At 65.4% G+C, this 25,728-nt stretch carries 23 protein-coding genes; 9 read left to right on the top strand and 14 right to left on the bottom strand.

The annotated features are described in order from the left end of the window. Positions 1–99: 99 nt before the first annotated feature. The 8 genes from rseP to rpsB form a co-directional block, all read right to left on the bottom strand. Entirely contained in the window at positions 100–1,458 is a 1,359-nt protein-coding gene (rseP, locus tag NFH98_RS16900; protein ID WP_348814849.1) for an RIP metalloprotease RseP, read from the bottom strand. Positions 1,459–1,555: 97 nt separating this feature from the next. Beyond that, the gene (gene ispC / locus NFH98_RS16905) at positions 1,556–2,779 is read right to left on the bottom strand and encodes a 1-deoxy-D-xylulose-5-phosphate reductoisomerase (RefSeq protein ID WP_108449741.1); all 1,224 of its coding nucleotides are present in this window, start codon (positions 2,777–2,779) and stop codon (positions 1,556–1,558) included. Continuing rightward, the gene (locus NFH98_RS16910) at positions 2,776–3,582 is read right to left on the bottom strand and encodes a phosphatidate cytidylyltransferase (RefSeq protein WP_045991182.1); all 807 of its coding nucleotides are present in this window, start codon (positions 3,580–3,582) and stop codon (positions 2,776–2,778) included. Before NFH98_RS16910 ends, ispC begins: the two co-directional genes overlap by 4 nt. Beyond that, positions 3,575–4,345, bottom strand: a complete 771-nt coding sequence (gene uppS, locus NFH98_RS16915; protein WP_045991283.1) for a polyprenyl diphosphate synthase — start codon at positions 4,343–4,345, stop codon at positions 3,575–3,577. Before uppS ends, NFH98_RS16910 begins: the two co-directional genes overlap by 8 nt. A gap of 202 nt (positions 4,346–4,547) precedes the next feature. Next, positions 4,548–5,105, bottom strand: a complete 558-nt coding sequence (gene frr, locus NFH98_RS16920; RefSeq protein WP_045991183.1) for a ribosome recycling factor — start codon at positions 5,103–5,105, stop codon at positions 4,548–4,550. Positions 5,106–5,109: 4 nt separating this feature from the next. Next, a complete protein-coding gene (gene pyrH, locus NFH98_RS16925; protein WP_045991184.1) occupies positions 5,110–5,877 on the bottom strand; it encodes a UMP kinase in 768 nt (255 codons plus the stop codon). A gap of 143 nt (positions 5,878–6,020) precedes the next feature. Beyond that, a complete protein-coding gene (gene tsf / locus NFH98_RS16930; RefSeq protein WP_045991185.1) occupies positions 6,021–6,890 on the bottom strand; it encodes a translation elongation factor Ts in 870 nt (289 codons plus the stop codon). A 150-nt stretch (positions 6,891–7,040) separates the two neighbouring features. Next, positions 7,041–7,787: a 30S ribosomal protein S2 gene (gene rpsB, locus NFH98_RS16935; RefSeq protein WP_045991186.1), complete on the bottom strand. Its 747-nt coding sequence runs from the start codon at positions 7,785–7,787 to the stop codon at positions 7,041–7,043. A gap of 395 nt (positions 7,788–8,182) precedes the next feature. Here rpsB and map point away from each other — a divergent pair, with 395 nt between their 5' ends. The 7 genes from map to NFH98_RS16970 all read left to right on the top strand — a co-directional run bounded on the left by map (position 8,183) and on the right by NFH98_RS16970 (position 16,103). After that, a complete protein-coding gene (gene map, locus NFH98_RS16940; protein WP_348814851.1) occupies positions 8,183–8,974 on the top strand; it encodes a type I methionyl aminopeptidase in 792 nt (263 codons plus the stop codon). Positions 8,975–8,980: 6 nt separating this feature from the next. Beyond that, positions 8,981–11,656 (top strand): [protein-PII] uridylyltransferase, encoded by a 2,676-nt coding sequence (locus NFH98_RS16945; RefSeq protein ID WP_348814852.1) that lies wholly within the window; start codon positions 8,981–8,983, stop codon positions 11,654–11,656. Between the two features lie 156 nt (positions 11,657–11,812). Then, positions 11,813–13,009 (top strand): succinyldiaminopimelate transaminase, encoded by a 1,197-nt coding sequence (dapC, locus tag NFH98_RS16950; protein WP_349622972.1) that lies wholly within the window; start codon positions 11,813–11,815, stop codon positions 13,007–13,009. Positions 13,010–13,052: 43 nt separating this feature from the next. Then, a complete protein-coding gene (locus NFH98_RS16955) occupies positions 13,053–13,391 on the top strand; it encodes an arsenate reductase (protein ID WP_045991190.1) in 339 nt (112 codons plus the stop codon). A 50-nt stretch (positions 13,392–13,441) separates the two neighbouring features. Further along, entirely contained in the window at positions 13,442–14,467 is a 1,026-nt protein-coding gene (gene dapD, locus NFH98_RS16960; protein WP_108132279.1) for a 2,3,4,5-tetrahydropyridine-2,6-dicarboxylate N-succinyltransferase, read from the top strand. 45 nt (positions 14,468–14,512) lie between these two features. Then, on the top strand, positions 14,513–15,709 hold the full coding sequence (gene dapE, locus NFH98_RS16965; RefSeq protein WP_045991192.1) for a succinyl-diaminopimelate desuccinylase: 1,197 nt from the start codon (positions 14,513–14,515) through the stop codon (positions 15,707–15,709). 4 nt (positions 15,710–15,713) lie between these two features. Next, complete coding sequence (locus NFH98_RS16970) at positions 15,714–16,103, top strand: hypothetical protein (RefSeq protein WP_349622973.1); 390 nt, start codon at positions 15,714–15,716, stop codon at positions 16,101–16,103. A gap of 147 nt (positions 16,104–16,250) precedes the next feature. On the opposite strand, the gene NFH98_RS16975 is transcribed toward NFH98_RS16970, so the two are convergent. Continuing rightward, positions 16,251–16,715: a cold-shock protein gene (locus tag NFH98_RS16975; protein WP_045991194.1), complete on the bottom strand. Its 465-nt coding sequence runs from the start codon at positions 16,713–16,715 to the stop codon at positions 16,251–16,253. Positions 16,716–16,847: 132 nt separating this feature from the next. Here NFH98_RS16975 and NFH98_RS16980 point away from each other — a divergent pair, with 132 nt between their 5' ends. Then, positions 16,848–17,126, top strand: a complete 279-nt coding sequence (locus NFH98_RS16980; RefSeq protein ID WP_181248591.1) for a SlyX family protein — start codon at positions 16,848–16,850, stop codon at positions 17,124–17,126. A 92-nt stretch (positions 17,127–17,218) separates the two neighbouring features. Here NFH98_RS16980 and trxB read toward each other — a convergent pair whose 3' ends face one another. From trxB to NFH98_RS16995, 3 genes are all read right to left on the bottom strand, one after another. Then, complete coding sequence (gene trxB / locus NFH98_RS16985) at positions 17,219–18,172, bottom strand: thioredoxin-disulfide reductase (protein ID WP_045991195.1); 954 nt, start codon at positions 18,170–18,172, stop codon at positions 17,219–17,221. 283 nt (positions 18,173–18,455) lie between these two features. Beyond that, the gene (locus tag NFH98_RS16990) at positions 18,456–19,058 is read right to left on the bottom strand and encodes a peroxiredoxin (RefSeq protein ID WP_045991196.1); all 603 of its coding nucleotides are present in this window, start codon (positions 19,056–19,058) and stop codon (positions 18,456–18,458) included. A 242-nt stretch (positions 19,059–19,300) separates the two neighbouring features. Continuing rightward, a complete protein-coding gene (locus NFH98_RS16995; protein ID WP_108449737.1) occupies positions 19,301–19,510 on the bottom strand; it encodes a zinc ribbon domain-containing protein in 210 nt (69 codons plus the stop codon). Positions 19,511–19,730: 220 nt separating this feature from the next. Between NFH98_RS16995 and acnA the strand changes: the two genes are divergently transcribed. Then, complete coding sequence (gene acnA / locus NFH98_RS17000) at positions 19,731–22,475, top strand: aconitate hydratase AcnA (protein WP_045991198.1); 2,745 nt, start codon at positions 19,731–19,733, stop codon at positions 22,473–22,475. Between the two features lie 256 nt (positions 22,476–22,731). On the opposite strand, the gene NFH98_RS17005 is transcribed toward acnA, so the two are convergent. Together NFH98_RS17005 and trpS are read right to left on the bottom strand one after the other, a co-directional pair. Further along, positions 22,732–24,411, bottom strand: a complete 1,680-nt coding sequence (locus NFH98_RS17005; RefSeq protein ID WP_045991199.1) for an NAD-dependent malic enzyme — start codon at positions 24,409–24,411, stop codon at positions 22,732–22,734. Between the two features lie 270 nt (positions 24,412–24,681). Next, positions 24,682–25,716: a tryptophan--tRNA ligase gene (gene trpS, locus NFH98_RS17010; RefSeq protein WP_045991200.1), complete on the bottom strand. Its 1,035-nt coding sequence runs from the start codon at positions 25,714–25,716 to the stop codon at positions 24,682–24,684. Between the last annotated feature and the right edge of the window lie 12 nt (positions 25,717–25,728).

The raw sequence follows: 25,728 nt of genomic DNA on the forward strand, positions 1-25,728 counted from the left end.
GTTGGCGGCGGCGTCTCGCTTGGTGACGTCCCCGGCAAAGCGCGATTCACCTGGGCGCTCGTTGTTGCGCACGCACCACGTCGATGGCGGGGGCAACTTCTACCACAAGCGCATCACATCGAAGTACAGGGCCATGATCATCAGGGTGCCCACCAGCGCCAGCCCGACCTTGAGGCCAACGGCCTGGGTGCGCTCGGACACCGGGCGCCCACGTACCGCTTCGACCAGGTAGTACAGCAGATGGCCGCCATCGAGCACCGGAATCGGCAGCAGGTTGAGCACCCCAAGGCTGATCGACAGATAGGCCATGAAGTTGATGAAGCTCTCGAGCCCGGAACGCGCCGTGTCACCGGCGATCCGGGCGATGGTGATGGGCCCGGACAGATTGGTCGGCGAAATCAGGCCGACCACCATCTTGCGCACGGCGTCGAACGTCAGAAGCGTCATCTCGGCGGTACGTGAGGCCGCCTGCCCCACTGCGTCCAGGGGGCCGTAGCGGATTTCCCGCTGGTACTGCTGGGGCCAGTCTACCGGGGCAACGCCGGCACCGATATAGCCGATCTCGCTTCCATCATCCAGCCGGTTGATCCGCGGCGTCAGACTCAGCGCCTTCGACTCGCCGTTGCGCCCGACCTCCAGCGACAGTGTCTGGCCGGGTCGCGCTCTGACCCGCTCGACCAGATCAGGCCAGTCACTCACCGCACGATCGTCGATACTCAGCACACGATCACCGGCTTGCAACCCTGCCTCGGCCGCGGGCTCCCCTTCCATCACCTGGCCGATGACGGCAGGCATGTCGGGACGCCAGGGGGCGATACCGAGGGTTGCCAAAGGCGCGGGCGGGTCCTGCCCAACCAGCCAGTTCTCGACCGGCGCGCGATAGCTGCGGGAGGCACTCGAGCCCTCCTCGCGGGCCTCGATCTCCAGGCTGCCACTGGCACCGATGGCCGCCACCAGCTTGAGATTGACCTCGTCCCAGGAACGCACCGTCTCGCCACCGATGGCGGTCAGCTCCATCCCCGACTCGAGGCCCGCTTCGGCCGCCGGCGTCTGCGGGGTGACGTCACCCACCACCGGCACCACCGTGGTAGTCCCGGCGACGAACAGCGCCCAGTAGGCCACCAGTGCCAGCAGGAAGTTGGCCAGCGGGCCCGCCGCAACGATGGCCATGCGGGCCCACACCGACTTGCGATTGAACGCCTGATCGAGCTGGTCCTCGGGCACCTCGCCTTCGCGCTCGTCGAGCATCTTGACGTAGCCGCCCAGCGGAATCGCGGCGATGGCAAATTCGGTGCCATGGCGATCGAAACGCGACCACAGCGGGCTACCGAAACCTACCGAGAAGCGCAGCACCTTGACCCCGCAACGCCGCGCCACCCAGAAGTGGCCAAACTCATGGAAGGTGACCAGAAGGCCGAGTACGACGATCACGGCCAGAATATTTTGAATCAGGCCCACGCAAGCCTCCTTGGCTGTATCACGACGGCCGCCGTCGCCGCCGCTTCCCAGGCTCCGGCAGCGCCAAAGGCAAAAGGTTCAACCGGGTGCGCGATCATCACAACGCCTCCAGCCAGGCACGGGCACGCGCGCGGGCGTCATGGTCGGCGGCGAGTACCGCCTCCAGATCATCGGCGCCACCACCGGGGGCACCTGCGCGCACCGCCTCGACCAGCCGGGGGATCTCGGTGAACCCAAGCCGCCCGTCGAGAAAGGCCTCGACCGCCACCTCATTGGCAGCATTAAGCACCGCCGGCTGCAGCCCACCCTCGTCCATCGCCTCACGGGCCAACCGCAGGCACGGAAAGGCGGCCTCGTCGGCGGGTTCGAAGTCGAGCCTGGCCACCTGAAACAGGTCCAACGCCTCGACCCCTGCCTCGATCCGCTCGGGCCAGGCCAGGCCGTAGGCGATGGGGGTGCGCATATCGGGATTGCCGAGCTGCGCCAGCACCGAGCCATCGCTGTAGGCGGCCATGGAATGGATCACGCTCTGGGGATGCACCACCACCTGGATCTGCTCGGGGCGGGCGTCGAACAACCAGCAGGCCTCGATCAGTTCCAGCCCCTTGTTCATCAGGGTGGCGCTGTCCACCGAGATCTTGCGCCCCATGGACCAGTTGGGATGGGCGCAGGCCTCATCCGGGGTCACCCGGGCCAGACGCTCGGCATCGAATCCACGAAAGGGGCCGCCCGAGGCGGTCAGCAGCAGCTGAGTCACGCCGTGGCGCCCGAGTCCCCCACGATGCTGGCCAGGCAGACACTGGAAGATCGCATTGTGCTCGGAGTCGATGGGCAGCAGCGCCGCACCACTTTGCTCCACCGCTTTCATGAACAGGGCCCCGGACATCACCAGGGCCTCCTTGTTGGCCAGCAGCACGCGCTTGCCGGCCCGCACCGCCGCCAGCGTCGGCAACAGGCCCGCCGCGCCGACGATGGCCGCCATCACCACCTCGGCCTCAGGGGCGCTTGCCACCTCGGCCAGGGCCGCTTCGCCGTGACGCACCTCGGTGGCAAGCCCGGCCTCTTTCAGCTGCGTGGCCAGCCAGTCGGCGTCGGTCGGCGTGCCGAGCACCGCCACGTCGGGGCGATGGGTCAGGCACTGACGATAGAGGGCCTCGCGGGAGCGATGGGCGGTGAGAGCGTGGACCCGATAGCGGTCGGGGTGGCGGGCGATGACGTCCAGGGTACTGGTTCCGATGGAGCCGGTAGCACCGAGCACCGAGACGCCCTTGATGGTGGTCGAAGAGGTTTGGGACGAGGCAGAAACTGCAGATGCCGTCATGCTTGCACCAGCCAGGTAAAGAACAGGGCGAACACCGGGACCGCCGCGGTAAGACTGTCGATGCGATCGAGCACCCCGCCGTGCCCCGGCAGCAGCGCGCTGGAGTCCTTGAGGCCGCGATGGCGCTTGAGCATACTCTCGAGCAGATCGCCGAGCACCGACACCAGGGTCACGCCGAGGGTCAACGCCACCAGCGCCAGACCGGCCGACAGCGACAGCTGCTGCCACAGCGCGAACACCAGCGCCAGCGCAGCGGTGACCGCCATGCCCCCATAGACGCCTTCCCAGGACTTGCCGGGGCTGACGTTGGGTGCCAGCTTGCGCCGCCCCAGGGCACGCCCGACAAAGTAGGCGCCGATGTCGGCACCCCACACCAGCAGCAGCACGAACAGAAGCCAGGCGCTGCCGCTCTCGCGCAGCAGATTGAAGCCGACCCAGGTCGGCAGCAGCACCCAGGCTCCCATGGCCAGGCGCATCGCCCGCGAGGACCACTGATGGCTGCGCCCAGGATGACCGAGCACCCACCACAGATTGAGCGCCCAGCCCAGCGCGCCAATGACCAGCGGCCACAGCGCCAGGTGCTGGCCGAAATGCCACAGCAGCGCCATGCCAAGGGCCAGCACCAGCGGAGGCAGCAGGCGCGAGGCCCCGCGCTCGAGCCCCGCCAGATTGGCCCACTCCCAGCCCGCCAGCACCACGATGGCGGCGGTAAACAGAGCGAAGGGGCCGCCCTCCAGACCGAACAGCCCGGCCAGCGCCAGCGGCGCCAGCCAGGCTGCGGTGATGATCCGCTGTCTAAGCACCCTGGGCCTCGAGCTGTTCGTCGGTCATGCCGAAGCGGCGCTTGCGCCGGCAGAAATCCTCCAGGGCGTCATCGAAGGCCTCGCCATCGAAGTCCGGCCACAGGACGGGCGTGAAGTACAGCTCGGCGTAGGCCAGCTGCCACAACAGGAAGTTCGAGATGCGCCGCTCACCGCTGGTGCGAATGCACAGATCCACCGGCGCGGCGTCACTCAGACTGACCTGATCGGCCAGCGCCTGCTCGTCGATGGCGCCGGGGTCGAGCTCGCCGGCGGCCACTCGCTCGGCCAACCGCCGCGCAGCCCGGGCGATGTCCCACTGACCACCGTAGTTGGCGGCGATCACCAGGCGCAGCCCCTGGTTGTCGCAGGTCAGTCGCTCGGCCTCTTCGATGCGCTTCTGGATGGCCGAGGAAAACCCCGAGGTATCGCCGATCACCGACAGCCGGATGTCATGCTCGTGCAGCTTCTTGACCTCACGCTTGAGCGCCATCAGGAACAGTTCCATCAAGGCGTTGACCTCGGCCGCCGGGCGCTTCCAGTTCTCGCTGGAGAAGGCGAACAGCGTCAGCGTCTCGATGCGGCGCTCCGCCGCCCGACGAATGACGGCCCTGACCGCTTCCACGCCGGCGTGGTGTCCACGCACTCCTGACAGGCCGCGCGCCTTGGCCCAGCGATTGTTGCCGTCCATGATCACCGCCACATGGCGAGGCAGGCTCGCGGTCGGCGGTAACGGGCGGAGTTCGGGAGACGGCGTTGACTTCATGGTGTCTCGCATGACGGTTGAATCAGGCCCCGAGGCATCCCTGACCCGGGGAGTCCAGACAGTATGACCGATGGCGGGGTCGCCAGGGATCGCTGAACGACGTAGTACCCAGCGGCCGACCGGCCACGCCAGGCGTGACCGCTCGGTATCGCGCCCCCTCCCGGCCGCACAGGCAGGCCGGTACGGGTATCGCCAGGGCGCCTCAGACCTGCATCAGGTCCTCTTCCTTGGCGGTCAGGGTCTTGTCGATCTCGGCGACAAAGCGATCGGTGATCTTCTGGATCTCGTCCTCGCCCTGACGCTCCTCGTCCTCGGAGATATCCTTGTCCTTGAGCAGCGCCTTGAGGTCGTTGTTGGCGTCACGACGCACGTTGCGAATCGCCACCCGGGCGTTCTCGGCCTCCTGACGCGCCTGCTTGATGTAGCCCTTGCGGGTCTCCTCGGTCAGCATCGGCATCGGCACGCGGATCACGTTGCCGGCAGACGCCGGGTTGAGGCCCAGGTCGGAGGTCATGATGGCCTTCTCGACCTTCGGCACCATGCTCTGCTCCCAGGGCACCACGGCCAGGGTGCGGGCGTCCTCGACGTTGACCGAGGCCACCTGGTTGAGCGGCATCATGGAACCGTAGTATTCGACCTGCACCGCGTCCAGAATACTGGGATGAGCACGACCGGTACGAATCTTGTTCAGGTTGTGATGCAGCGACTCGACGGTCTTCTGCATTCTTGCTTCTGCGTCTTTCTTGATCTCGTTGATCACGATGTCACCCTCTGTGAATCAGCGTGCCTTCCTTGCCGCCCACCACCAGGTTGAGCAGGGCGCCAGGCTTGTTCATGTTGAAGACCCGGACCGGCATGTCATGGTCCCGCACCAGGCAAATCGCGGTCAAATCCATCACCCCGAGCTTCTGATCGAGGGCGTCATCATAGGACAGTTCGTCGTACTTCACGGCATCGTCGAACTTGACCGGATCCTTGTTGTAGACGCCATCCACCTTGGTGGCCTTGACCACCACATCGGCGTCGATCTCGATACCGCGCAGACAGGCGGCGGAATCGGTGGTGAAGAAGGGATTGCCGGTACCGGCGGAGAACAGTACCACGTCACCGGAGGTCAGGTAGCGAATCGCCGTGCGCCGATCGTAGTGCTCCACCACGCCGCTCATGGGAATGGCCGACATCACTCGCGAACGGATATTCGAGCGCTCCAGCGCATCACGCATGGCCAGGGCGTTCATCACCGTGGCCAGCATCCCCATGTGGTCACCGGTCACGCGCTCCATGCCGGCCTCGTGCAGGGCGGCACCGCGGAACAGGTTGCCGCCACCGACCACGATACCGACCTGGACACCGATACCGACCAGTTGCCCGATCTCCAGCGCCATGCGGTCCAGTACCTTGGGGTCGATGCCAAAGTCGGCATCCCCGGTCAACGCCTCACCCGAGAGCTTCAGCAGGATGCGCTTGTACTTCGACACCGCGGCACGGGGCTTCTCGGACTTGGACAGGGGGGAAGAATCGACGCTGCTCATGGCATTTCTCCGCTTTGGGCTTGACTGGGTCGGGTGGCGGTCGGTCAGGCCGCGAGACACCCACCGCTGACGCATACACGAAGGCGTGCGCTTTCGCGCACGCCATCATTACACTGTGCAGGCACAGTTTGGAACCTTGGACCTTAGCTACGCTTGGCCTGTTCCATGACTTCCTTGGCGAAGTCGACCTCTTCCTTCTCGATGCCCTCGCCCACTTCAAAGCGAGTGAAGCCGACCACTTCACCACCGGCGGCCTTGACGAACTCGGCCACGCTCTGGTTCGGGTCCTTGACGAAGGGCTGCTCGGTCAGGCTGTTCTCGGCCAGGTACTTCTTCAGACGGCCCTGGACCATCTTCTCGGCGATCTGCTCAGGCTTGCCAGCCATGTCCGGCTGAGCCAGGATGATGGCCTTTTCCTCGTCGAGGGCAGACTGGGGCATGTCCTCAGGACGGGCCACGGTCGGGTTGATCGCGGCAACGTGCATGGACACGTCCTTGGCGGCTTCCTGGGTGCCGCCCTTGAGCTCGGTCAGCACGCCGATACGGCCACCGTGCACATAGGCACCCACCAGGTTGCCTTCAGCGGCGTCGACGACGACGGCACGGCGCACGCCGATGTTCTCGCCGATCTTCTGCACCAGCTGCTCGCGGGCGGTTTCCAGCTCGCCTTCGGTCACCGCGGCCACGTCGTCGCTCTTGGCGGCGAAGAAGGCGTCGGCGATCTTGTCGGCGAAGGCCTTGAAGTTGTCGTCACGGGCAACGAAGTCGGTCTCGGAGTTGATCTCGACCATCACACCGTAGGCACCGTCTTCGGCCACACGAGTGACGACGACACCTTCAGCGGCGGTACGACCGGCCTTCTTGGCGGCCTTGAGGCCGGAGTTCTTGCGCAGATCCTCGATGGCCTGCTCGATGTCACCGCCGGCTTCGGTGAGTGCCTTCTTGCACTCCATCATGCCGAGCCCGGTACGCTCGCGCAGTTCCTTGACCTGGGAGGCGCTGATAGCTGCCATGGTATTCACCTCTAAATGGTTCGACCTGGGTGTCGGAGAGACCCTCGGTATTACCGCGGGCCTGAAGTAGAGAAAAGGGGGCCACGGCCCCCTTTGCGCCTGTCCGGCGTGGATCGCTTGCGCGATCGGCTGGCCCAGGCGGGCCGAAGCTTACTCGGCAGCGGCAGCGGCGGCGTCGCCTTCGCTGTCGGTCACTTCGACGAACTCATCGGGGCGACCTTCCTTCGCACGGCCACAGGCATCGGCGATGGCCTTGACGTAGATCTGGATGGCGCGGATGGAGTCATCGTTGCCCGGGATCACGTAGTCGACGCCGTCCGGATCGGAGTTGGTGTCGACCACACCGATGACCGGGATGCCCAGCTTGTTCGCCTCGTTGATGGCGATGCGCTCGTGGTCGACGTCGATCACGAACAGTGCGTCCGGCAGGCCGCCCATGTCCTTGATACCGCCGATGGAACGCTCGAGCTTGTCCTGCTCGCGGGTGGCCATCAGGACTTCTTTCTTGGTCAGCTTCTCGAAGGTGCCATCTTCGTGCATGGTTTCGAGTTCGCGCAGACGCTTGATGGACTGACGAATGGTCTTGTAGTTCGTCAGCATGCCGCCGAGCCAGCGGTGGTTGACGAACGGCTGACTCACACGGTTCGCTTCTTCCTTGATGATCTTGCTCGCGCTACGCTTGGTACCGACGAACAGGATCTTGTTGTTGGAAGCGGCCATCTTCTCGACCACATCGATCGCCTCGTTGAGCGCCGGAAGGGTATGCTCGAGGTTGATGATGTGAATCTTGTTACGAGCGCCGAAGATGAACTTGCCCATCTTCGGGTTCCAGTAACGGGTCTGGTGACCGAAGTGTGCGCCTGCCTTGAGCAGGTCACGCATATTGACGTGTGCCATGGATGACTCCTGAAAAATCGGGTTAGGCCTCCACGCACCCCATGGATCCGACCAGAGGTTTCCCTCAGGCACCCGGGACCATGTGTCGGTGCGTGTGTGTTTTCAAGGCGCGAGGCTCCGTCATGGAGACCTCTTCTACTGTTTGTCGCTCGCCAGCGGGCTATCCCGTTGCAGGCGATCGCAAGACCAGGGTCTCGACGAAAACACCAGCAAGGAACGGCGATTGCAGGAAAGCGCGCAGCTTTATACCATGGATGACCTTCGAATTGAAGTCGCCCAACGTCTCGCGCACCTCGACGCGTCCCTCCCCGGAGTCGCCGCGGTCATCGTCGCCGCGAGCCAGCGACTCGGCTCAGCCGCCTGCGCCGGGGCGACACCACCCAGACCGAGATTCCATGAACGTACCCATCAAGACGCCCGAAGAAATCGAGAAGATGCGCGAAGCCGGCCGCCAGGCCGCCAGTGTGCTGGAGATGATCGCCCCCCACGTGGAAGCCGGTGTCAGCACAGGCCACCTGGACAAGCTGTGCCACGACTACATCGTCAACGAGCTCGGCTCCACCCCGGCGCCGCTCAACTATCACGGCTTTCCCAAATCGATCTGCACCTCGATCAACCACGTGGTCTGCCACGGCATCCCCGACGACAGCAAGAAGCTGAAGAAGGGTGACATCATGAACATGGACATCACCGTAAGGACCGCCGACGGCTACCACGGTGACTCCAGCGTGATGTTCATCATCGGCGAGACCATCCAGGGCGAGCGGCTGTGCCGGGTCACCCAGGAGTGCCTCTACCGCAGCATGGCGCTGGTGCGCCCTGGTGCCCGCCTGTCGGAGCTGGCCCAGGCCATCGAGAGCCACGCCAAGGCCAACGGCTATTCGGTGGTGCGTGACTTCTGCGGCCACGGCATCGGCGCCGGCTTCCACGAGGACCCCCAGGTGCTGCACTATGACGGCTACGCCCCCGAGGCGGATATCGAACTGGCCGCCGGCATGTGCTTCACCATCGAACCGATGATCAACGTCGGCGACCATCGCACCAAGGTACTGCGCGATGGCTGGACCGCCGTGACCAAGGACAAGGGGCTGACCGCCCAGTGGGAGCACACCCTGCTGGTGACCGAGACGGGGGTCGAGGTGCTGACCGCCCGTTCCGACGAAGACCTGTCCTTCCTCGAGCGCTGAGAGCCCATGCTGCTGCACCACTATCGCTTCGCACCGGAATTCGAGCTGTTCGACTTCGACGACTTCGCTCGCCAGCTCGAGGGCCAGCGCTCCCCCATCGCGCCCTTCAAGGGCGCGCTCAAGGAGATCCAGTCGCGGCTGGACGAGCGCTTCCTCGGCGGCGCCGACATCCGCGACCTGGTGCGAGGACGGGCCTGGTGCCTGGACCAGCTGCTGGCGCTGGCCTGGGCGCGCCAGCCAGGCCTGGACGATGGTGTAGCGCTACTGGCGGTGGGTGGCTACGGCCGCGGTGAGCTGCATCCTCATTCGGACATCGACCTGATGTTCCTGCTCGAGGACGACGATGACACGCCCTACCGCGAGCCGCTGACCGCCTTCATCACCTTCCTGTGGGACATCGGTCTCGAGATCGGCCACAGCGTGCGCTCGCTCAACGACTGCGAGCGCGAGGCGACGGCCGACGTTACCGTCATCACCAATCTGCTCGAGTCACGCACCCTGGCCGGCCGCGAGGCCCTGCGCCAGGCCATGCGCGAGCGCCTGTCCGGCGAGCGCATGTGGCCGGCAGACCGCTTCTTCGAGGCCAAGTGGCAGGAGCAGATCACCCGCCACTACCGCTTCAACAACTCCGAGTATCACCTCGAGCCGAACATCAAGAGCTCCCCCGGGGGGCTTCGCGATATCCAGATGATCGGCTGGGTGGCCAAGCGCCACTTCGATACCGAGTCCTACGAGGACGTGGTCGCCAAGGGCTTCATGAACGATGCCGAGCACCGCATCCTGAGCCAGGGGCAGGCCTTCCTGTGGCAGGTCCGCTACGCCCTGCACATGCTCACCGGGCGCGCCGAGGATCGGCTGCTGTTCGACCACCAGAACACCATCGCCGAGCTGTTCGGCTACCGCGACAGTCCCGAGCGCCTGGCGGTGGAACAGTTCATGAAGCGCTACTACCGCCATGTCACCGCCCTGGCCGGGCTCAACGACATGCTGCTGCAGCACTTCGACGAACAGATCCTGAGGCCCGACACCCCGATCAGCGTGACCCCGCTGAACGAGCGTTTCGAGATCGCCGGCGGCTACATCCAGGTGCGCTCGCGGACCCTGTTCCGCGACCAGCCGGCGGCGCTGCTCGAGCTGTTCTACCTGATGGCCGAGCACCCCGAGATCGAAGGCGTACGCGCCGACACCATCCGCCTGATCCGCGACCATCGCCACCTGATGGACGACCGCTACCGCAACGACCCGCGTCACCAGGCGCTGTTCATGGCGCTGTTGCGCTCCGGTGGCAATGTCGCCCGCCAGCTGCGCCGGATGAATCGCTACGGGGTGCTGGGCAAGTATCTGCCGGCCTTCGGCCAGGCGGTCGGCCTGATGCAGCACGATCTGTTCCATATCTACACCGTGGACGCCCACACCCTGCGCCTGCTGAAGTGCCTGCACGGCTTCCGCAAGCCCGAGGCGAAGAAGGAGTTCCCGGTGGCGGCGACCCTGATCCACCAGGCGCCGAAGATGGAGATCCTGTGGATCGCCGGGCTGTTCCACGACATCGGCAAGGGCCGCGGCGGCGATCATTCGCTGATCGGCGCCCGCGAGGTCGAGGACTTCGCCGAACGCCACGGGCTCAGTCAGCGTGATACCCGACTGGTCAGCTGGCTGGTGGAAAACCACCTGCTGATGTCGATGATCGCCCAGAAGCGCGACATCACCGACCCTGAGGTGATTCGCGACTTCGCCGCCAGCGTCGGCGACGAGACCCGCCTGGACTACCTGTACATCCTCACCGTGGCCGACATCACCGCGACCAATCCCACCCTGTGGAATGGCTGGCGCGCCTCGCTGATGCGCCAGCTCCACGCCGAGACCCGGCGGGCACTGCGGCGTGGCCTCGAGAACCCGCTGGAGCGCGCCGACTGGGTCCGCGAGACCCGTGAGGAGGCGCACTCGCTGCTGGCCACGATCGGCGCCGACATGGCGCGGGTCGACGCCCTGTGGGAGTCGCTCGGCGAGGACTTCTTCCTGCAGTACGCCTCCAGCGAGGTAGTGTGGCAGACCCAGGGCATGCTGGCCCACGCCGGCAGCGAGCTGCCGCTTATCCTGATCAACGCGCCCACCGACGACATGGCCGAGGGCGGGACCAAGGTATTTATCCATACCCGTTCGGTGGATGACCTGTTCGCCGCCACCGCCGCCGCCATGGAGCAGCTCGGGCTGTCGATCCACGACGCCCGCATCGCCACCTCGCTCAACGACTGGACGCTGAACACCTTTATCGTGCTCGATGACCACGACAAGCCGATCCGCGATGCCAGCCGCCTCGAGGAGATTCGCCGTCACCTGGTCGAAGAGCTCGACGACCCGGACGACTACCCGACCATCGTTACCCGCCACACCCCGCGCCAGCTCAAGCACTTCAAGGTGGCCACCCAGGTGGCCATCGAACAGGACCCGGGTGGCGAGCGCACCCTGCTGGAGCTGACCGCACCGGACCGGCCCGGCCTGCTGGCTCGGGTCGGCAGTATCTTCATGGAGCAGGGCATCACCCTGTCGGCGGCGAAGATCGCGACCCTCGGCGAGCGCGTCGAGGACGTCTTCTACGTCACCGACCGCGAAGGCCGACCGATCACCGACCCCGAGCGCCAGCAGCAGTTGCGCGAACGGCTGATCGACGTCCTCAGTGTCTAGCGGCCCCGCCGAGCTGACCTGAATCACACAGCAGGCAAGGCGCGTCGATTTGAGGCTGGTACGCCCCTTCCCTATAATCGATGCCCGGTCGCGCCCCGCGCCGACGGCACCCACTCCCGTGATGACAACGACGCCCCAAGGGCGCGCCTGGACCCCATGAACCCTGATCTCGACGCCTTGCAACCCTACCCCTTCGAGCGCCTGGCGGCGCTGAAGGCGGACCTGACGCCACCAGCCGACCTCGCCCATCGTCCGCTGACCATCGGCGAGCCACAGCATGCGCCCTACCAGGCGGCACTCGACGCCCTGACCCGACATCAGCATGACTTCGCCCGCTATCCGGCCATCGCCGGACTGCCCGAGCTGCGTCAGGCCATCGCCGACTGGGCCAGTAGCCGCTTCGGCCTGGACGGGCTCGACGCCGAGCGCCAGGTGCTGCCGGTCAACGGTACCCGCGAGGCCATCTTCGCCTTCGTCCAGGCCTGTCTCGATCGCTCACGCCCGGCGCGGGTGGCGGTGCCCAACCCCTTCTACCAGATCTATGAAGGCGCCGCCCTGCTGGCCGGCGGCACCCCGCTGTACCTCGACTGCCGTGCCGACAACGACTTCCGCCCGGATTTCTCGGCCGTCGACGCCGACACCTGGCGCCAGGTGCAGCTGGTGTTCTTGTGTTCGCCGGGCAACCCCACCGGCGCGGTGACCCCGATCGAAGAGTTCCAGCAGTTGATCGCCCTGGCCGACGAGCACGACTTCATCATCGCCTCCGACGAGTGCTACTCGGAGCTGTACCTGGATGAGCAGGCTCCCCCACCGGGACTGTTGCAGGCCGCCGCCGCCATGGGGCGCCACGACTATCACCGCTGCCTGGTGTTCCACTCGCTGTCCAAGCGTTCGAACCTGCCGGGGCTACGCTCGGGCTTCGTCGCAGGCGACGCCGAGCTGATCAGCCGCTTTCGTCGCTACCGCACCTACCACGGCTGCGCCATGGCGCTGCCGATCCAGCAGGCCTCGATCGCCGCCTGGTCCGACGAAGCCCACGTGCGCGACAACCGAGACGCCTACCGCGCCAAGTTCGCCGCGGTCACCGAGATCCTCGCACCGGTGATGGACTTTCCCGCCCCCGAGGCTAGCTTTTATCTGTGGCCAGCGGTCCCCGACGGTAACGACGCCGCCTTCACCAGGCGACTCTACGCCGAGGCCCACGTCAGCGTCCTGCCGGGCAGCTACATGGGCAGAACCGGCAGCGACGGCACCAACCCGGGCGCCGGTCGGCTGAGACTGGCACTGGTGGACGAACTGGCCCCCACTCGGGAAGCGGCCGAGCGCATCCGCGACCTGCTCGCACGCGGCTGATCCCGACCGACGCCACGACCAACGAACATTGAGGACGGGCCCCATGCTGACGCTCTACGTGATCAAGAACTGCGATACCTGCCGCAAGGCCCAGAAGGCGCTGGACGGCAGCGGCCACCCCTACCAGGTCCATGACCTGCGCGCCGATGGCGTATCGGCGGCCCTGCTCGAGCACTTCCTCGAGTCGGTGCCGGTGCTGACCCTGCTCAACAAGCGCAGCACCACCTGGCGCCAGCTACCTGAGGACGACAAGAACGACGTCGACGCCAACAAGGCCCGCGAATTGATGCTCGCCAACCCGACCCTGATCAAGCGCCCGCTGCTCGACACCGGCGACGACATCCTGGTCGGCTATCGCGACGGCGACTACGACGACCTCTAATTTTTCGCCCCTCTTTGCGAATTCCAGTACCTACGAAAAGGACATACGGCATGCACAGCTTTGCACTCGGCATCGGCACCCAGAACACCCAGGGCGACTGGCTCGAGGTCTACTACCCGGCGCCGCTGCTCGCCCCCGACGCCAGCCTGGTAGAGGCCGCCGCCCGGGTACTCGACGCGCCCCAGGGCACCGCCGCCGTCAGCTTCCTGCCGGAACACTGCCAGGCCCTGGCCGACGCCCTGCGCGACGCCGGCCACCCGGAGCAGGCCGAACTGGCCGCCAGCCTCAGCGCCAGCCAGCGTCCGCTGGTGGCGACCTTCATCAGTGAGGACCTGCCGCCCCAGAGCGCCCCGGAGGTCTACCTCAAGCTGCACCTGCTGTCCCATCGCCTGGTCAAGCCGCACCAGCTCGACCTCACCGGCATGTTCGGTCTGCTGCGCAATATTGCCTGGAGCAGCGAAGGCGCCATCGACATCATCGAGCTGCCGGCACGCCGCCTCAAGGCCCGCCTGGAAGGTCGCACCCTGTCGGTGGACTGTGTCGACAAGTTCCCCAAGATGACCGACTACGTGGTGCCCAATGGCGTGCGCATCGCCGACACCGCACGGGTGCGTCTGGGCGCCTACCTGGGCGAGGGCACCACGGTGATGCACGAGGGCTTCGTCAACTTCAACGCCGGCACCGAAGGCCCGGGCATGATCGAGGGCCGTATCTCGGCCGGCGTGGTGGTCGGCAAGGGCTCCGACCTGGGCGGTGGCTGTTCCACCATGGGTACCCTGTCAGGTGGCGGCAACATCATCATCTCGGTGGGTGAAGGCTGCCTGATCGGCGCCAACGCCGGTATCGGTATCCCGCTGGGCGACCGCTGCACCGTCGAGGCCGGGCTCTACATCACCGCCGGCGCCAAGGTCACCCTGCTCGATGACCAGGGCCAGGAAGTACGCACCCTGGCGGCCCGCGAACTGGCCGGCCAGGACGATCTGCTGCTGCGTCGCAACTCGACCAACGGCCGTATCGAGTGCCTGACCAACAAGAGCGCCATCGCCCTCAACGAAGCGCTGCACGCCCACAATTGATCCCGAGCGCGGCGGCCCTGGCCGCCGCCTTTCTTCGAGACCGCTATGCCGACTACCGACTTGCCTGCACCGACCGACGCCCCCGCGACCACCGAGACACTCTCGCCCACCCTGGAGCTTGCCCTCGAGCTGTTGCGGCGTCCTTCGGTGACCCCGGACGACATGGGCTGCCAGGCGCTGATGATCGAACGCCTCGAGCGCCTGGGCTTCAACATCGAGTCGCTGCCCTTCGGCGAAGTGGAAAACTTCTGGGCGGTGCACGGTCACCACGGCCCGGTGCTGGCCTTCGCCGGCCACACCGACGTGGTACCCACCGGACCCGAGCACCAGTGGCAGACCCCGCCCTTTGCCCCGATCATCGATGACGACGGCATGCTGCGCGGTCGCGGCGCCGCCGACATGAAAGGCAGTCTGGCCGCCATGGTCACGGCGGTGGAGCGCTTTGTCAGCGCCCACCCCGATCACCCCGGACGCATCGCCTTTCTGATCACCGCCGACGAGGAAGGCCCGGCGGTGGATGGCACTCGTGCGGTGGTCGAGCACCTGCGCGAGCGCAACGAACGCCTCGACTACTGCATCGTCGGCGAGCCCTCTTCCACCGAGCGCCTGGGCGACGTGATCAAGAACGGCCGGCGCGGCTCGCTGGGCGGCGTGCTCAAGGTCCGCGGCATCCAGGGCCACGTGGCCTATCCTCACCTGGCGCGTAACCCGATTCACCAGATCGCGCCGGCGCTGGACGCCCTCGCCAACGAACACTGGGATGCCGGCAACGACTGCTTTCCTGCCACCAGCTTCCAGATCTCGAACCTGCGCGCCGGCACCGGTGCCACCAATGTGATCCCGGGCGAGGTCGAGGCCACCTTCAACTTCCGTTTCTCCACCGAGACCACTGATGCCGAGTTGCGCGAGCGCACCGAGGCCATCCTGCGTGGCTTCGACCTGGACTTCGAGATCGACTGGACGCTCAACGGCCAGCCCTTCCTGACCCGCGAAGGGGCGCTGGTCGACGCCGCCGTGGCCGGCGTCCGCGACGTCACCGGCACCACCCCGGTGCTGTCCACCTCCGGCGGTACTTCCGACGGTCGCTTCATCGCCACGCTAGGCGCCCAGGTGGTGGAACTTGGCCCGCTCAACGCCACCATCCACAAGGTCGACGAGCGCGTGCGCGCCGCAGACCTGGATGACCTGAGCCGGGTCTACGAAGCCATCCTGACGCGGCTGTTCGCCGACGCAAGGAGCTGAAGTGATGACCGAGCGCTACCCGGATATCGAGATCTATCTTGGCGAGGCCAGCGCCGAGCGCATCGGCGAGTGGCTCTGCGCCACCCTGAATGCCCCGCCGCTGACCCCCTGCGGCAAGCTCAAGTGGCGCACCGAAGGTCACCTCGATGGTGCCGACATTCCCGTGTTGCTGGTCGGCAAGGCCGCCGATGGCTTCGCCAGCCTTTGGCTCGACAGCGGCCAGTCGCCCTGGCCCACCGACGCCGACTTCGCCAGGGCCGCCGCCCTGGCGCTGGACTGCGAGGTGCGCTGCTCGCTGGGCGGCTGGCAGCCCGGCGACGACCCCGACCGCTTCCTGCAGGTGTTACCCGACGGCAGCGAATCGGCCATCGACTGGCCCGACTCGGGACACTGACGAGGCGCTCCCAGCTGGGCCCTGAAACGGGCCCTGAGCCGGGCACGAAACGGGCCCTGAGCCGGACGCAGAGACAGACGCGCGGCGCCACAAACGACGACGCCCCGCACTAGGCGGGGCGTCGTGGCAATGGCGAGAGCATCGCGCTCAGGTGATGACGGTGACGTCGTCGGCCTGCAGGCCGCGCTCGTTCTCGATCACGTAGTAGCGTACTCTCTGGCCTTCGGCCAGGGTGCGATGGCCCCGGCCGCGGATGGCACGGAAGTGAACAAAGACGTCCTCGCCCCCGTCACGGGTGATGAAGCCGTAGCCCTTGTTGACATTGAACCACTTGACCTCGCCGATCTCGCGATCGTCATCCTCGACCTCGGCCAGGTTGACCAACCTTGGCGTCAGGGCATTGAGGGCCAGGGTGGCGACCAGCAACACGCCAAAGACCGCTCCGGCAGCGGCAAGGTAGCCATGCAGCAGTGCCTCCTCGGCGATGGCGCCGTGCAACTCCTCGACGGACAGCCCGGTCACCAGGCTGACGGCAAGAGCAATCAGCAGCGGTGCAGGCGCGGCCAACAGCAGACTGATCACACAACAACGAACGAATACCCTTTTTTTCATGGACGTGAAAAACTCTCTTCTTATGGTGAAAACAGGTGGAATGACCATGGGATCCGCGGCCATGCACGATACACAGACGAGATCCTTCCGCCACGACTTCTCGAAAAAAGCCCAAGGCAGGCAGTTGACACGATGAACAGTGACACACCGCAACATGAGTCTATCACGGGTATTGACAAGTCGTCCGCCGATCTAGCAAAGCGTGTCGAAGAACTGGAGAGCCGTCTGGCCTACCAGGAACACTGGCTGGACAGCCTGGACGCCACCATCGCCGGCCAGGAGCGCCGAATGATGGAGCTGGAACGCATCAATCGCCTGATGCAGGAAAGGCTACGCGAACTGGCGGCCAGCAACGACCGCGGACTGGGCGATGCCCCCGGCCCCGAGGACGAGTTGCCGCCACACTATTAAGAGCCATCGATAGCCATCGACAAAAAAGCACCGCCAGGCGATCGCCTGGCGGTGTTCTTGTACTTGCCCAATGATCGAGTCTAACTAGCGCCTTAGTCGAGGCTGTCCAGGTAGCGCTCCACGTCCAGCGCCGCCATGCAGCCGCTGCCGGCTGAGGTGATCGCCTGACGATAGACGTGATCCATGACGTCGCCGGCGGCGAACACACCGGGCACGCTGGTGGCGGTGGCGTTGCCCTCGAGGCCTGACTTGACCTTGATATAGCCGCCTGCCATCTCGAGCTGGCCCTCGAAGATGCCGGTGTTGGGGCTATGACCGATGGCGATGAACACGCCGGGTGCGGTGATCTCGCGGGTCGAACCGTCCTCGACCGCCTTGAGCCGCGCACCGGTGACCCCGGTGTTGTCCCCCAGCACCTCGTCCAGAGTGTGGTTCCAGATCAGTTCGACGTTGCCGTTCTCGGCCTTCTCGAACAGCTTGTCCTGCAGAATCTTCTCCGCCCTGAGGCTGTCGCGGCGGTGCACCAGGGTGACCTTGGAGGCGATATTGGACAGGTAAAGCGCCTCTTCCACGGCGGTGTTGCCGCCGCCCACCACGATCACTTCCTGGTTGCGATAGAAGAAGCCGTCGCAGGTGGCGCAGGCCGACACGCCCTGGCCCATGAACTGCTGCTCCGAGGGCAGCCCCAGGTAGCGCGCACTGGCCCCGGTAGCAATGATCAGGGCGTCGCAGGTGTAGGTGCCGTTGTCGCCCTTCAAGGTGAAGGGACGTTCGCGCAGTTCCACCTCGTGGATATGGTCGAACAGCACCTCGGTATCGAATCGCTCGGCGTGACGGCGCATGCGCTCCATCAGCTCCGGCCCCTGGACACCGGCGTCGTCGCCTGGCCAGTTGTCCACGTCGGTGGTGGTGGTCAACTGACCGCCTGTCTGCATGCCGGTGATCAACAGCGGCTTGAGATTGGCCCGCGCAGCGTAGACCGCCGCACTGTAGCCGGCAGGCCCCGAGCCCAGGATGATCAGACGTTCGTGGCGCACTTCGCTCATGGCTACCTCACAAGACTAACTTGACTAAGCCGGGGGCTCCCCTGGGGGGCCGCGACGCTAAAGGAAAATGGATTCGATGATGACGGCGACGCAGCGTCGTCATGAGCCAATCCACCCGGAACTCGGGTCGGCAGGGTGCGGTCTGCCGCGCAAGGGTCTGTCGCGACTGGCCAGCACACCAGCATACCGAGAATATACGCAACGGGGCGGCCAGGCCGCCCCGTCGTGACACTGCTCGGGCTGTCCCGAGTCGGCTCACCTGGCGGTGAGCGCTGGCAGCGTCTTACAGCTCGCTGGAGTGAGTACCCAGGTACTTGGCGACACCTTCAGCGGTATCCTTCATGCCTTCCTGGCCTTCGTCCCAGCCAGCCGGGCAGACTTCGCCGTGCTTCTGGTGGTGCTGCAGGGCCTTGACCATACGCACCATCTCATCGACGTTGCGGCCCAGCGGCAGGTTGTTGACCACCTGATGCTGCACCACGCCATCCTCGTCGATCAGGAAGGAGGCGCGCAGGGCGACACCGGCTTCCGGATGCTCGATGCCGTACGCCTGGGTAATCTCGTGCTTGACGTCGGCCACGATCGGGAAGCCGACCTCACCGATACCACCGGCGTCCGGGCTGGTCTTGCGCCAGGCGTAGTGGGTGAACTGGGAATCGATGGAGACACCGATCACCTCGACACCCAGATCCTTGAACTGCGCCAGACGGTTGTCATGGGCGATGATCTCGGACGGGCACACGAAGGTGAAGTCCAGCGGCCAGAAGAACAGCACGCGCAGCTTGCCGTTGCTGTCGGACAGCTTGAAGTTCTCGACGATTTCGCCGTTGCCGGTGACGGCGGCGGCTTCGAAATCGGGAGCTTGACGTCCTACCAGTACGCTCATGAAAGTCTCCTTGGAGTAGTGAAACGTGAGGGTTCAAGAATCAGGGGCAAATACCGGATGTCACCCTAGGCCAGCGAACCACACCGGGCCAATCGACCTGGGCCATCGACCCGATAGTCGCCGGCTATTGTCACCCGACGGCGATGACGTCGCAATGACGCCGTCATCGACATCCGCCAGGCTCGAATGAGATCGTTACGCGGCCCACAGCGGCGTATGACACTTCCATCACATGAGCCCTGTCACATGACCTCGTCATCGTCGCCGGCGACCACCGAGACGATATCCTCGGTCACCGCATCCACCTCGATACGGTAGTGGATCGGCGCACAGCACTGAGGGCAGTCTTCCCAGGTCTCGTGGCTGCCCTGGGAGGTGTCCACCACCAGCTCGATATGGGCATCGCAGTAGGGGCAATCAAGCCGCCAGCTCGGCAGCGTCTGTTCGTGCACGATGCACCTCCCCTCTGGTCGCGATCGACGTGAACCTTCACCATGGGGGTGACCCGACAGCCTTTCAAGGCGTGATCCGGCATCCGTTTACACGTCAACGGTTGAAGAACACAACTATGATGACCAAGTACCACTACTAGTACCACCAAGGGATCGATATTGGCCCCGCGCCGATCCCAGCGAACCTGGACCGTTCGATTCAATGCCTCAGGAGGACAGCATGAGTAGCGATTCCCTACCGGATACCCGTCGCACGCTAGATGTAGGCGGGACTCAGTACGACTTCTACAGCCTGGCCCAGGCTGCCGAGGACCTTGGCGATATTCAGCGTCTACCGATGACGCTCAAGGTACTGCTGGAAAACCAGCTACGCTTTGCCGACGATGAGAGCGTGTCCAGAGACGACCTTCAGGCGCTGGTGGACTGGCAGAAGGAAGGCCGCTCGGACCGCGAGATCGGCTACCGTCCCGCCCGCGTGCTGATGCAGGACTTCACCGGCGTGCCGGGGGTGGTCGACCTGGCCTCGATGCGTGCCGCGGTGGAGAAACTCGGTGAGCAACCGTCGAAGATCAACCCGCTGTCGCCGGTCGATCTGGTCATCGACCACTCGGTGATGGTCGACAAGTACGGCGACCCGTCCGCCTTCAAGGACAACGTGGCGCTGGAGATGGAGCGCAACCGCGAGCGCTACGAGTTCCTGCGCTGGGGCCAGCAGGCCTTCGACAACTTCCGCGTGGTGCCGCCGGGCACCGGCATCTGCCACCAGGTCAACCTGGAGTACCTGGGCAAGACGGTGTGGACCCGGGAAGAGGACGGCAAGACCCTGGCCTACCCGGATACCCTGGTCGGCACCGACTCCCACACCACCATGATCAACGGCCTCGGCGTACTCGGCTGGGGTGTCGGCGGCATCGAGGCCGAGGCCGCCATGCTCGGCCAGCCGGTGTCGATGCTGATCCCCGAGGTCATCGGCTTCAAGCTGACCGGCAAGCTCAGAGAAGGCATCACCGCCACCGACCTGGTACTCACCGTCACCGAGATGCTGCGCAAGAAAGGCGTGGTCGGGAAGTTCGTCGAGTTCTACGGCGACGGCCTCAAGGACCTGCCCCTGGCCGACCGCGCCACCATCGCCAACATGGCCCCGGAGTACGGCGCCACCTGCGGCTTCTTCCCGGTGGACGACGAGACCTTGAACTACATGCGGCTGTCCGGCCGCGACGACGACCAGATCGCCCTGGTCGAGGCCTACTCCAAGGAGCAGGGCCTGTGGCGCGAACCCGGCCACGAGCCGATCTTCAGCGACACCCTGGGACTCGACATGGGTGACGTCGAGGCCAGCCTCGCCGGTCCCAAGCGGCCCCAGGACCGTGTCGCCCTGAGCCAGCTCGCCACCACCTTCGAAAAACTGATGGAGGACGAGGGCAAGTCGGCCAAGGACAGCCGCGACGACAAGATGGGCTCCGAGGGCGGCCAGACCGCGGTCGGCGTCGAGCGCAGCTATCGTCACGCCGACAGCCAGGACGTCAACTACAAGGGCGAGGACTTCAGCCTGGACCCCGGCGCGGTGGTCATCGCTGCCATCACCTCGTGCACCAACACCTCGAACCCCAGCGTGATGATGGCTGCAGGCCTCTTGGCCCGCAAGGCCAAGGAGAAGGGCCTGGCGACCAAGCCCTGGGTCAAGACCTCGCTGGCTCCCGGCTCCAAGGTGGTCACCGAATACCTGGCCGCCGCCGGCCTGCAGGACGACCTCAACGCCCTGGGCTTCAATCTGGTGGGCTATGGCTGCACCACCTGCATCGGCAACTCGGGCCCGCTGCCCGAGCCGATCGAGGATGCGGTCAAGACCGGCGACCTGACGGTGGCCTCGGTACTGTCCGGCAACCGCAACTTCGAAGGCCGGGTGCACCCGCTGGTGAAGACCAACTGGTTGGCCTCACCGCCCCTGGTGGTGGCCTTCGCCCTGGCCGGCAATGTGCGCTGCGACCTGGACAATGACCCCATCGGTGAAGGTAGCGACGGCGAGCCGGTCTACCTCAAGGACATCTGGCCCACCCAGGCCGAGGTCGCCGAGGCGGTGGAGAAGGTCAACACCGAGATGTTCCGCAAAGAATACGCCGCGGTGTTCGACGGCGACGAGGTGTGGAAGGCCATCAAGGTGCCGGAAAGCGAGGTCTACGAGTGGGACGACAACTCGACCTACATCCAGCACCCGCCCTTCTTCGAGGGCATGGGCAAGGAGCCGTCCAAGGTCGAGGACGTCAAGGACGCCCATGTACTGGCCATGCTCGGCGACAGCGTGACCACCGACCACATCTCGCCGGCCGGCGCGATCAAGCCCGACAGCCCGGCGGGCCGCTACCTGCAGGAGAACGGCGTCAAGCCGGTGGACTTCAACTCCTACGGCTCGCGGCGCGGCAACCACGAGGTGATGATGCGCGGCACCTTCGCCAACGTGCGCATCCAGAACGAGATGCTCGATGGCGTGGTCGGTGGCGAGACTCGCCACGTGCCCAGCGGCGAACAGATGGCGATCTACGACGCCGCCATGAAGTACCAGGAGGAAGGCACCCCCCTGGTGGTGGTGGCCGGCAAGGAGTACGGCACCGGCTCCTCCCGCGACTGGGCAGCCAAGGGCACCCTGCTGCTCGGCGTGCGCGCCGTGCTGGCAGAGTCCTACGAGCGCATCCACCGCTCCAACCTGATCGGCATGGGCGTGGTACCGCTGCAGTTCCCCGAAGGAGAGGATCGCAAGTCACTCGGCATGACCGGCGACGAGACGGTCTCCATCGAGGGCCTCGACAGCCTCGAGCCGGGCGGCAAGGTCAAGGTGACCATCAAGGGCGACAAGGGTGAGAAGACCCTCGACGCCCTGTGTCGCATCGACACCGCCAACGAGCTCGAGTACTACCGCCACGGCGGCATCCTGCACTATGTGCTGCGCAAGATGATCGGCGCCGCCTGATCACCCGGCGGGCCCAGGCCCGCCACACAGACGGCCGGCGCATCGCACTGGCCGTCACACCGAGACCTCGCCCACCGGCGAGGTCTTTTTTTGTGCGAATCTTGTTTTCTACTCCATCTACAGACCCTTCAGCGCAGCGCTTGAGCGACCGCATCTATTGCTACCCGCCTGTGTTGCTACCCGACTGCGCCTCACGCCAGCAAATAAAAACCCCGCCTTGTGGCGGGGTTCAGTGATCGCTTGAGCGCGCAGATGCCTAGAAGGCGCGGCGACGATAGTCGCGATAGTTGGGCATCCAGCAGCTCTTTTCGATGTCGCGGCGCAGCTTGGTACCGTCGCTCTTGAGCGCCACGCCCTCGTGCTGGGCCTGGGCCGCCACGTCGAAGGCGATCGACTTGGAGATATCGCGGATGCGCGACAGCGCCGGCAGCATGGCACCCTCGCCCTCCTTGACGATCGGTGCCTCCCGGGCCAGAGCCCGCGAGGCCGCCATCAGCATCGCATCGGTGACGCGGCGTGCACCGCTTGCCACCACCCCGAGGCCGATCCCCGGGAAGATGTAGGCGTTGTTGCACTGGGCGATGGGAATGCGACGACCGTTGATCTCGACCGGCGCGAAGGGACTGCCGGTGGCCACCAGGGCGTCGCCGTTGGTCCACTCGAGCACGTCGGAGGGGATCGCCTCGGCCCGCGAAGTGGGGTTGGACAGCGGCATGATCAGCGGCATCTTGCAGTTGGCGTGCATCGCCTTGACCACCGCCTCGGTGAAGATACCCTTCTGGCCACAGACGCCGAGCAGCACCGTCGGCTGAACCTGCTTGACCACTTCGAGCAGCTCCTGCCCCTCCCAGCCCTCGACCATACCGGCCGGGTGGGCAAGGCGGCGCTGGAAGTCACGCAGCCAGGTCTGGTCGTCCGTCACCAGGCCCTCGCGATCGACCATGTAGACCCGCTCGCGGGCCTGGGACTCGGTCAGGCCTTCGGCCATCATCGCCACCACCACCATCTCGGCGATGCCGCAGCCGGCGGAGCCGGCGCCCACGAACACCACCCGCTGACGGGCCATGCCCTCGCCACGTGCCTGGCAGGCCGCCATCAGGGTGCCGACGCAGACCGCAGCGGTGCCCTGAACGTCATCATTGAAGCAGCATAGCTCGTCGCGATAGCGCTCCAGCAGCGGCATGGCGTTGGCCTGGGCAAAGTCCTCGAACTGCAGCAGTACCTTGGGCCAGCGCCGCTTCACCGCCTGCATGAAGGCATCGATGAACTCGTCGTATTCTTCCTGGCTGATACGCGGGTGGCGCCAGCCCATGTAGCGCGGGTCGTCCAGCAACTGTTGGTTGTTGGTACCGACGTCGAGCATGATCGGCAGAGTATTGGCCGGGCTGATGCCGCCACAGGCGGTGTACAGCGACAGCTTGCCGATGGGGATGCCCATGCCGCCGATGCCCTGGTCACCGAGGCCGAGGATGCGCTCGCCGTCGGTGACCACGATCACCTTGACGTTGTCCTTGGTGGCGCTGCGCAGGATGTCGTCCATGTACTCGCGGTCGGGGTAGGAGATGAACAGCCCCCGGTGGTTGCGATAGATATTGGAGAACTCCTCACAGGCCTTGCCGACCGTGGGGGTGTAGATGATCGGCAGCATCTCCTCGAGATGCTCGGAGACGAGGCGGAAGAACAGCGTCTCGTTGTCGTCCTGGATCGCCCGCAGGTAGATATGGCGGTCCAGGTCATTCTGGCACTGCTGGTACTGGTGGTAGGCACGCTCGACCTGTTCGTCGATGGTCTCGACGTTCTGCGGCAAGAGGCCGATCAGGTTGAACTGCAGGCGCTCCTTCTGGGTGAAGGCGCTGCCCTTGTTGAGCAGCGGCATCTCCAGCAGAGAGGGTCCAGCGTAGGGAATATAGAGGGGACGCTTGGGTTCTGTGCTCATCTCTCGTCTCGTTTGGTGACTCGGTCAAGGGACTCTGGCGAGTCCGGGCACTCTTCTCGGTACCCTTGGGGAAACACTGACGACATCGCCCGTGCGCGATGCACCGGGCTCAGGCGGCGCCTGCCTGACAAGGCGTTATACCATTCTTCCTTTGTGCCCACTCTAGCACGCCGTCGAGAAAGCCCCGCAAAAGCGGGCCCTCAACGCAGGGCCCATGCGCACTTTAGCTCAGACAAGAGCGACTCGACGATGAGACGCGTAGGAAACGGCTCAAACGAAGCGACCAAGCCCCGCGGCGACACGCAGTCGATCCATCAGCGGAGCAGCCTCGGCACGAGCACGCTCGGCCCCTTGAAGCAGCACCGTCTCGATATGGCCCGGATCTTCCATCAGCGCCTGGTAACGCTCACGCGGGGCGCGCAGCTGTTCGTTGAGGTGTTCGAAGACCCGGTTCTTGGCGTCCCCCCAGCCGATGCCCGCGGCGTAGTCATCACGCATGGCCTGGGTTTCCTCGGCGCTGGCGAAGGCCGAATAGATCTGGAACAGGGTGCAGGTGTCGGGATCCTTGGGCTCGCCGGGCTCCAGCGAGTTGGTCTTGATCTTGCGCACCAGCTTGAGCAGCTTCTTTTCCGGCACGAACAGCGGGATGGTGTTGTTGTAGCTCTTGGACATCTTGCGACCGTCGAGGCCACCCAATACCTGGACCCGCTCGTCCACCACCGCCTCGGGCAGGGTGAAGAAGTCACCCTTGTAGAGATGATTGAAGCGCCCGGCCATGTCTCGGGCCATCTCGATATGCTGGATCTGGTCGCGTCCCACCGGCACCTTGTTGGCCTGGAACATCAGGATGTCGGCGGCCATCAGCACCGGATAGCCGAACAGACCCATGGTGACACCCTTGTCCGGATCCTGGTTGCCGGCTTCGTCGTTCTCCGCCACCGCCGCCTTGTAGGCGTGGGCGCGGTTCATCAGGCCCTTGGCACAGACGCAGGACAGCATCCAGGTCAGCTCGGGAATCTCGGGGATATCGGACTGGCGATAGAAGATGGCGTTGTCGGTGTCCAGCCCCAGCGCCATCCAGGTCGCGGCGATCTCGAGGCGCGACTGCTGGACCCGCTGCGGGTCCTGACACTTGATCAGCGCGTGCAGATCGGCGAGGAAGTAGTAGGACTGCACGTTGGGATCGAGGCTGGCCTCGATCGCCGGCTTGATGGCCCCGACGTAGTTGCCCAGATGGGGGGTACCGGTGGTGGTGATACCGGTCAGCACCCGGGTCTTGTCGGAAGCGGTGGTCGTTGCGGACATGGACGGCACTCT

Source organism: Halomonas sp. H33-56, from assembly GCF_040147035.1.
GTDB lineage: Bacteria > Pseudomonadota > Gammaproteobacteria > Pseudomonadales > Halomonadaceae > Halomonas > Halomonas litopenaei.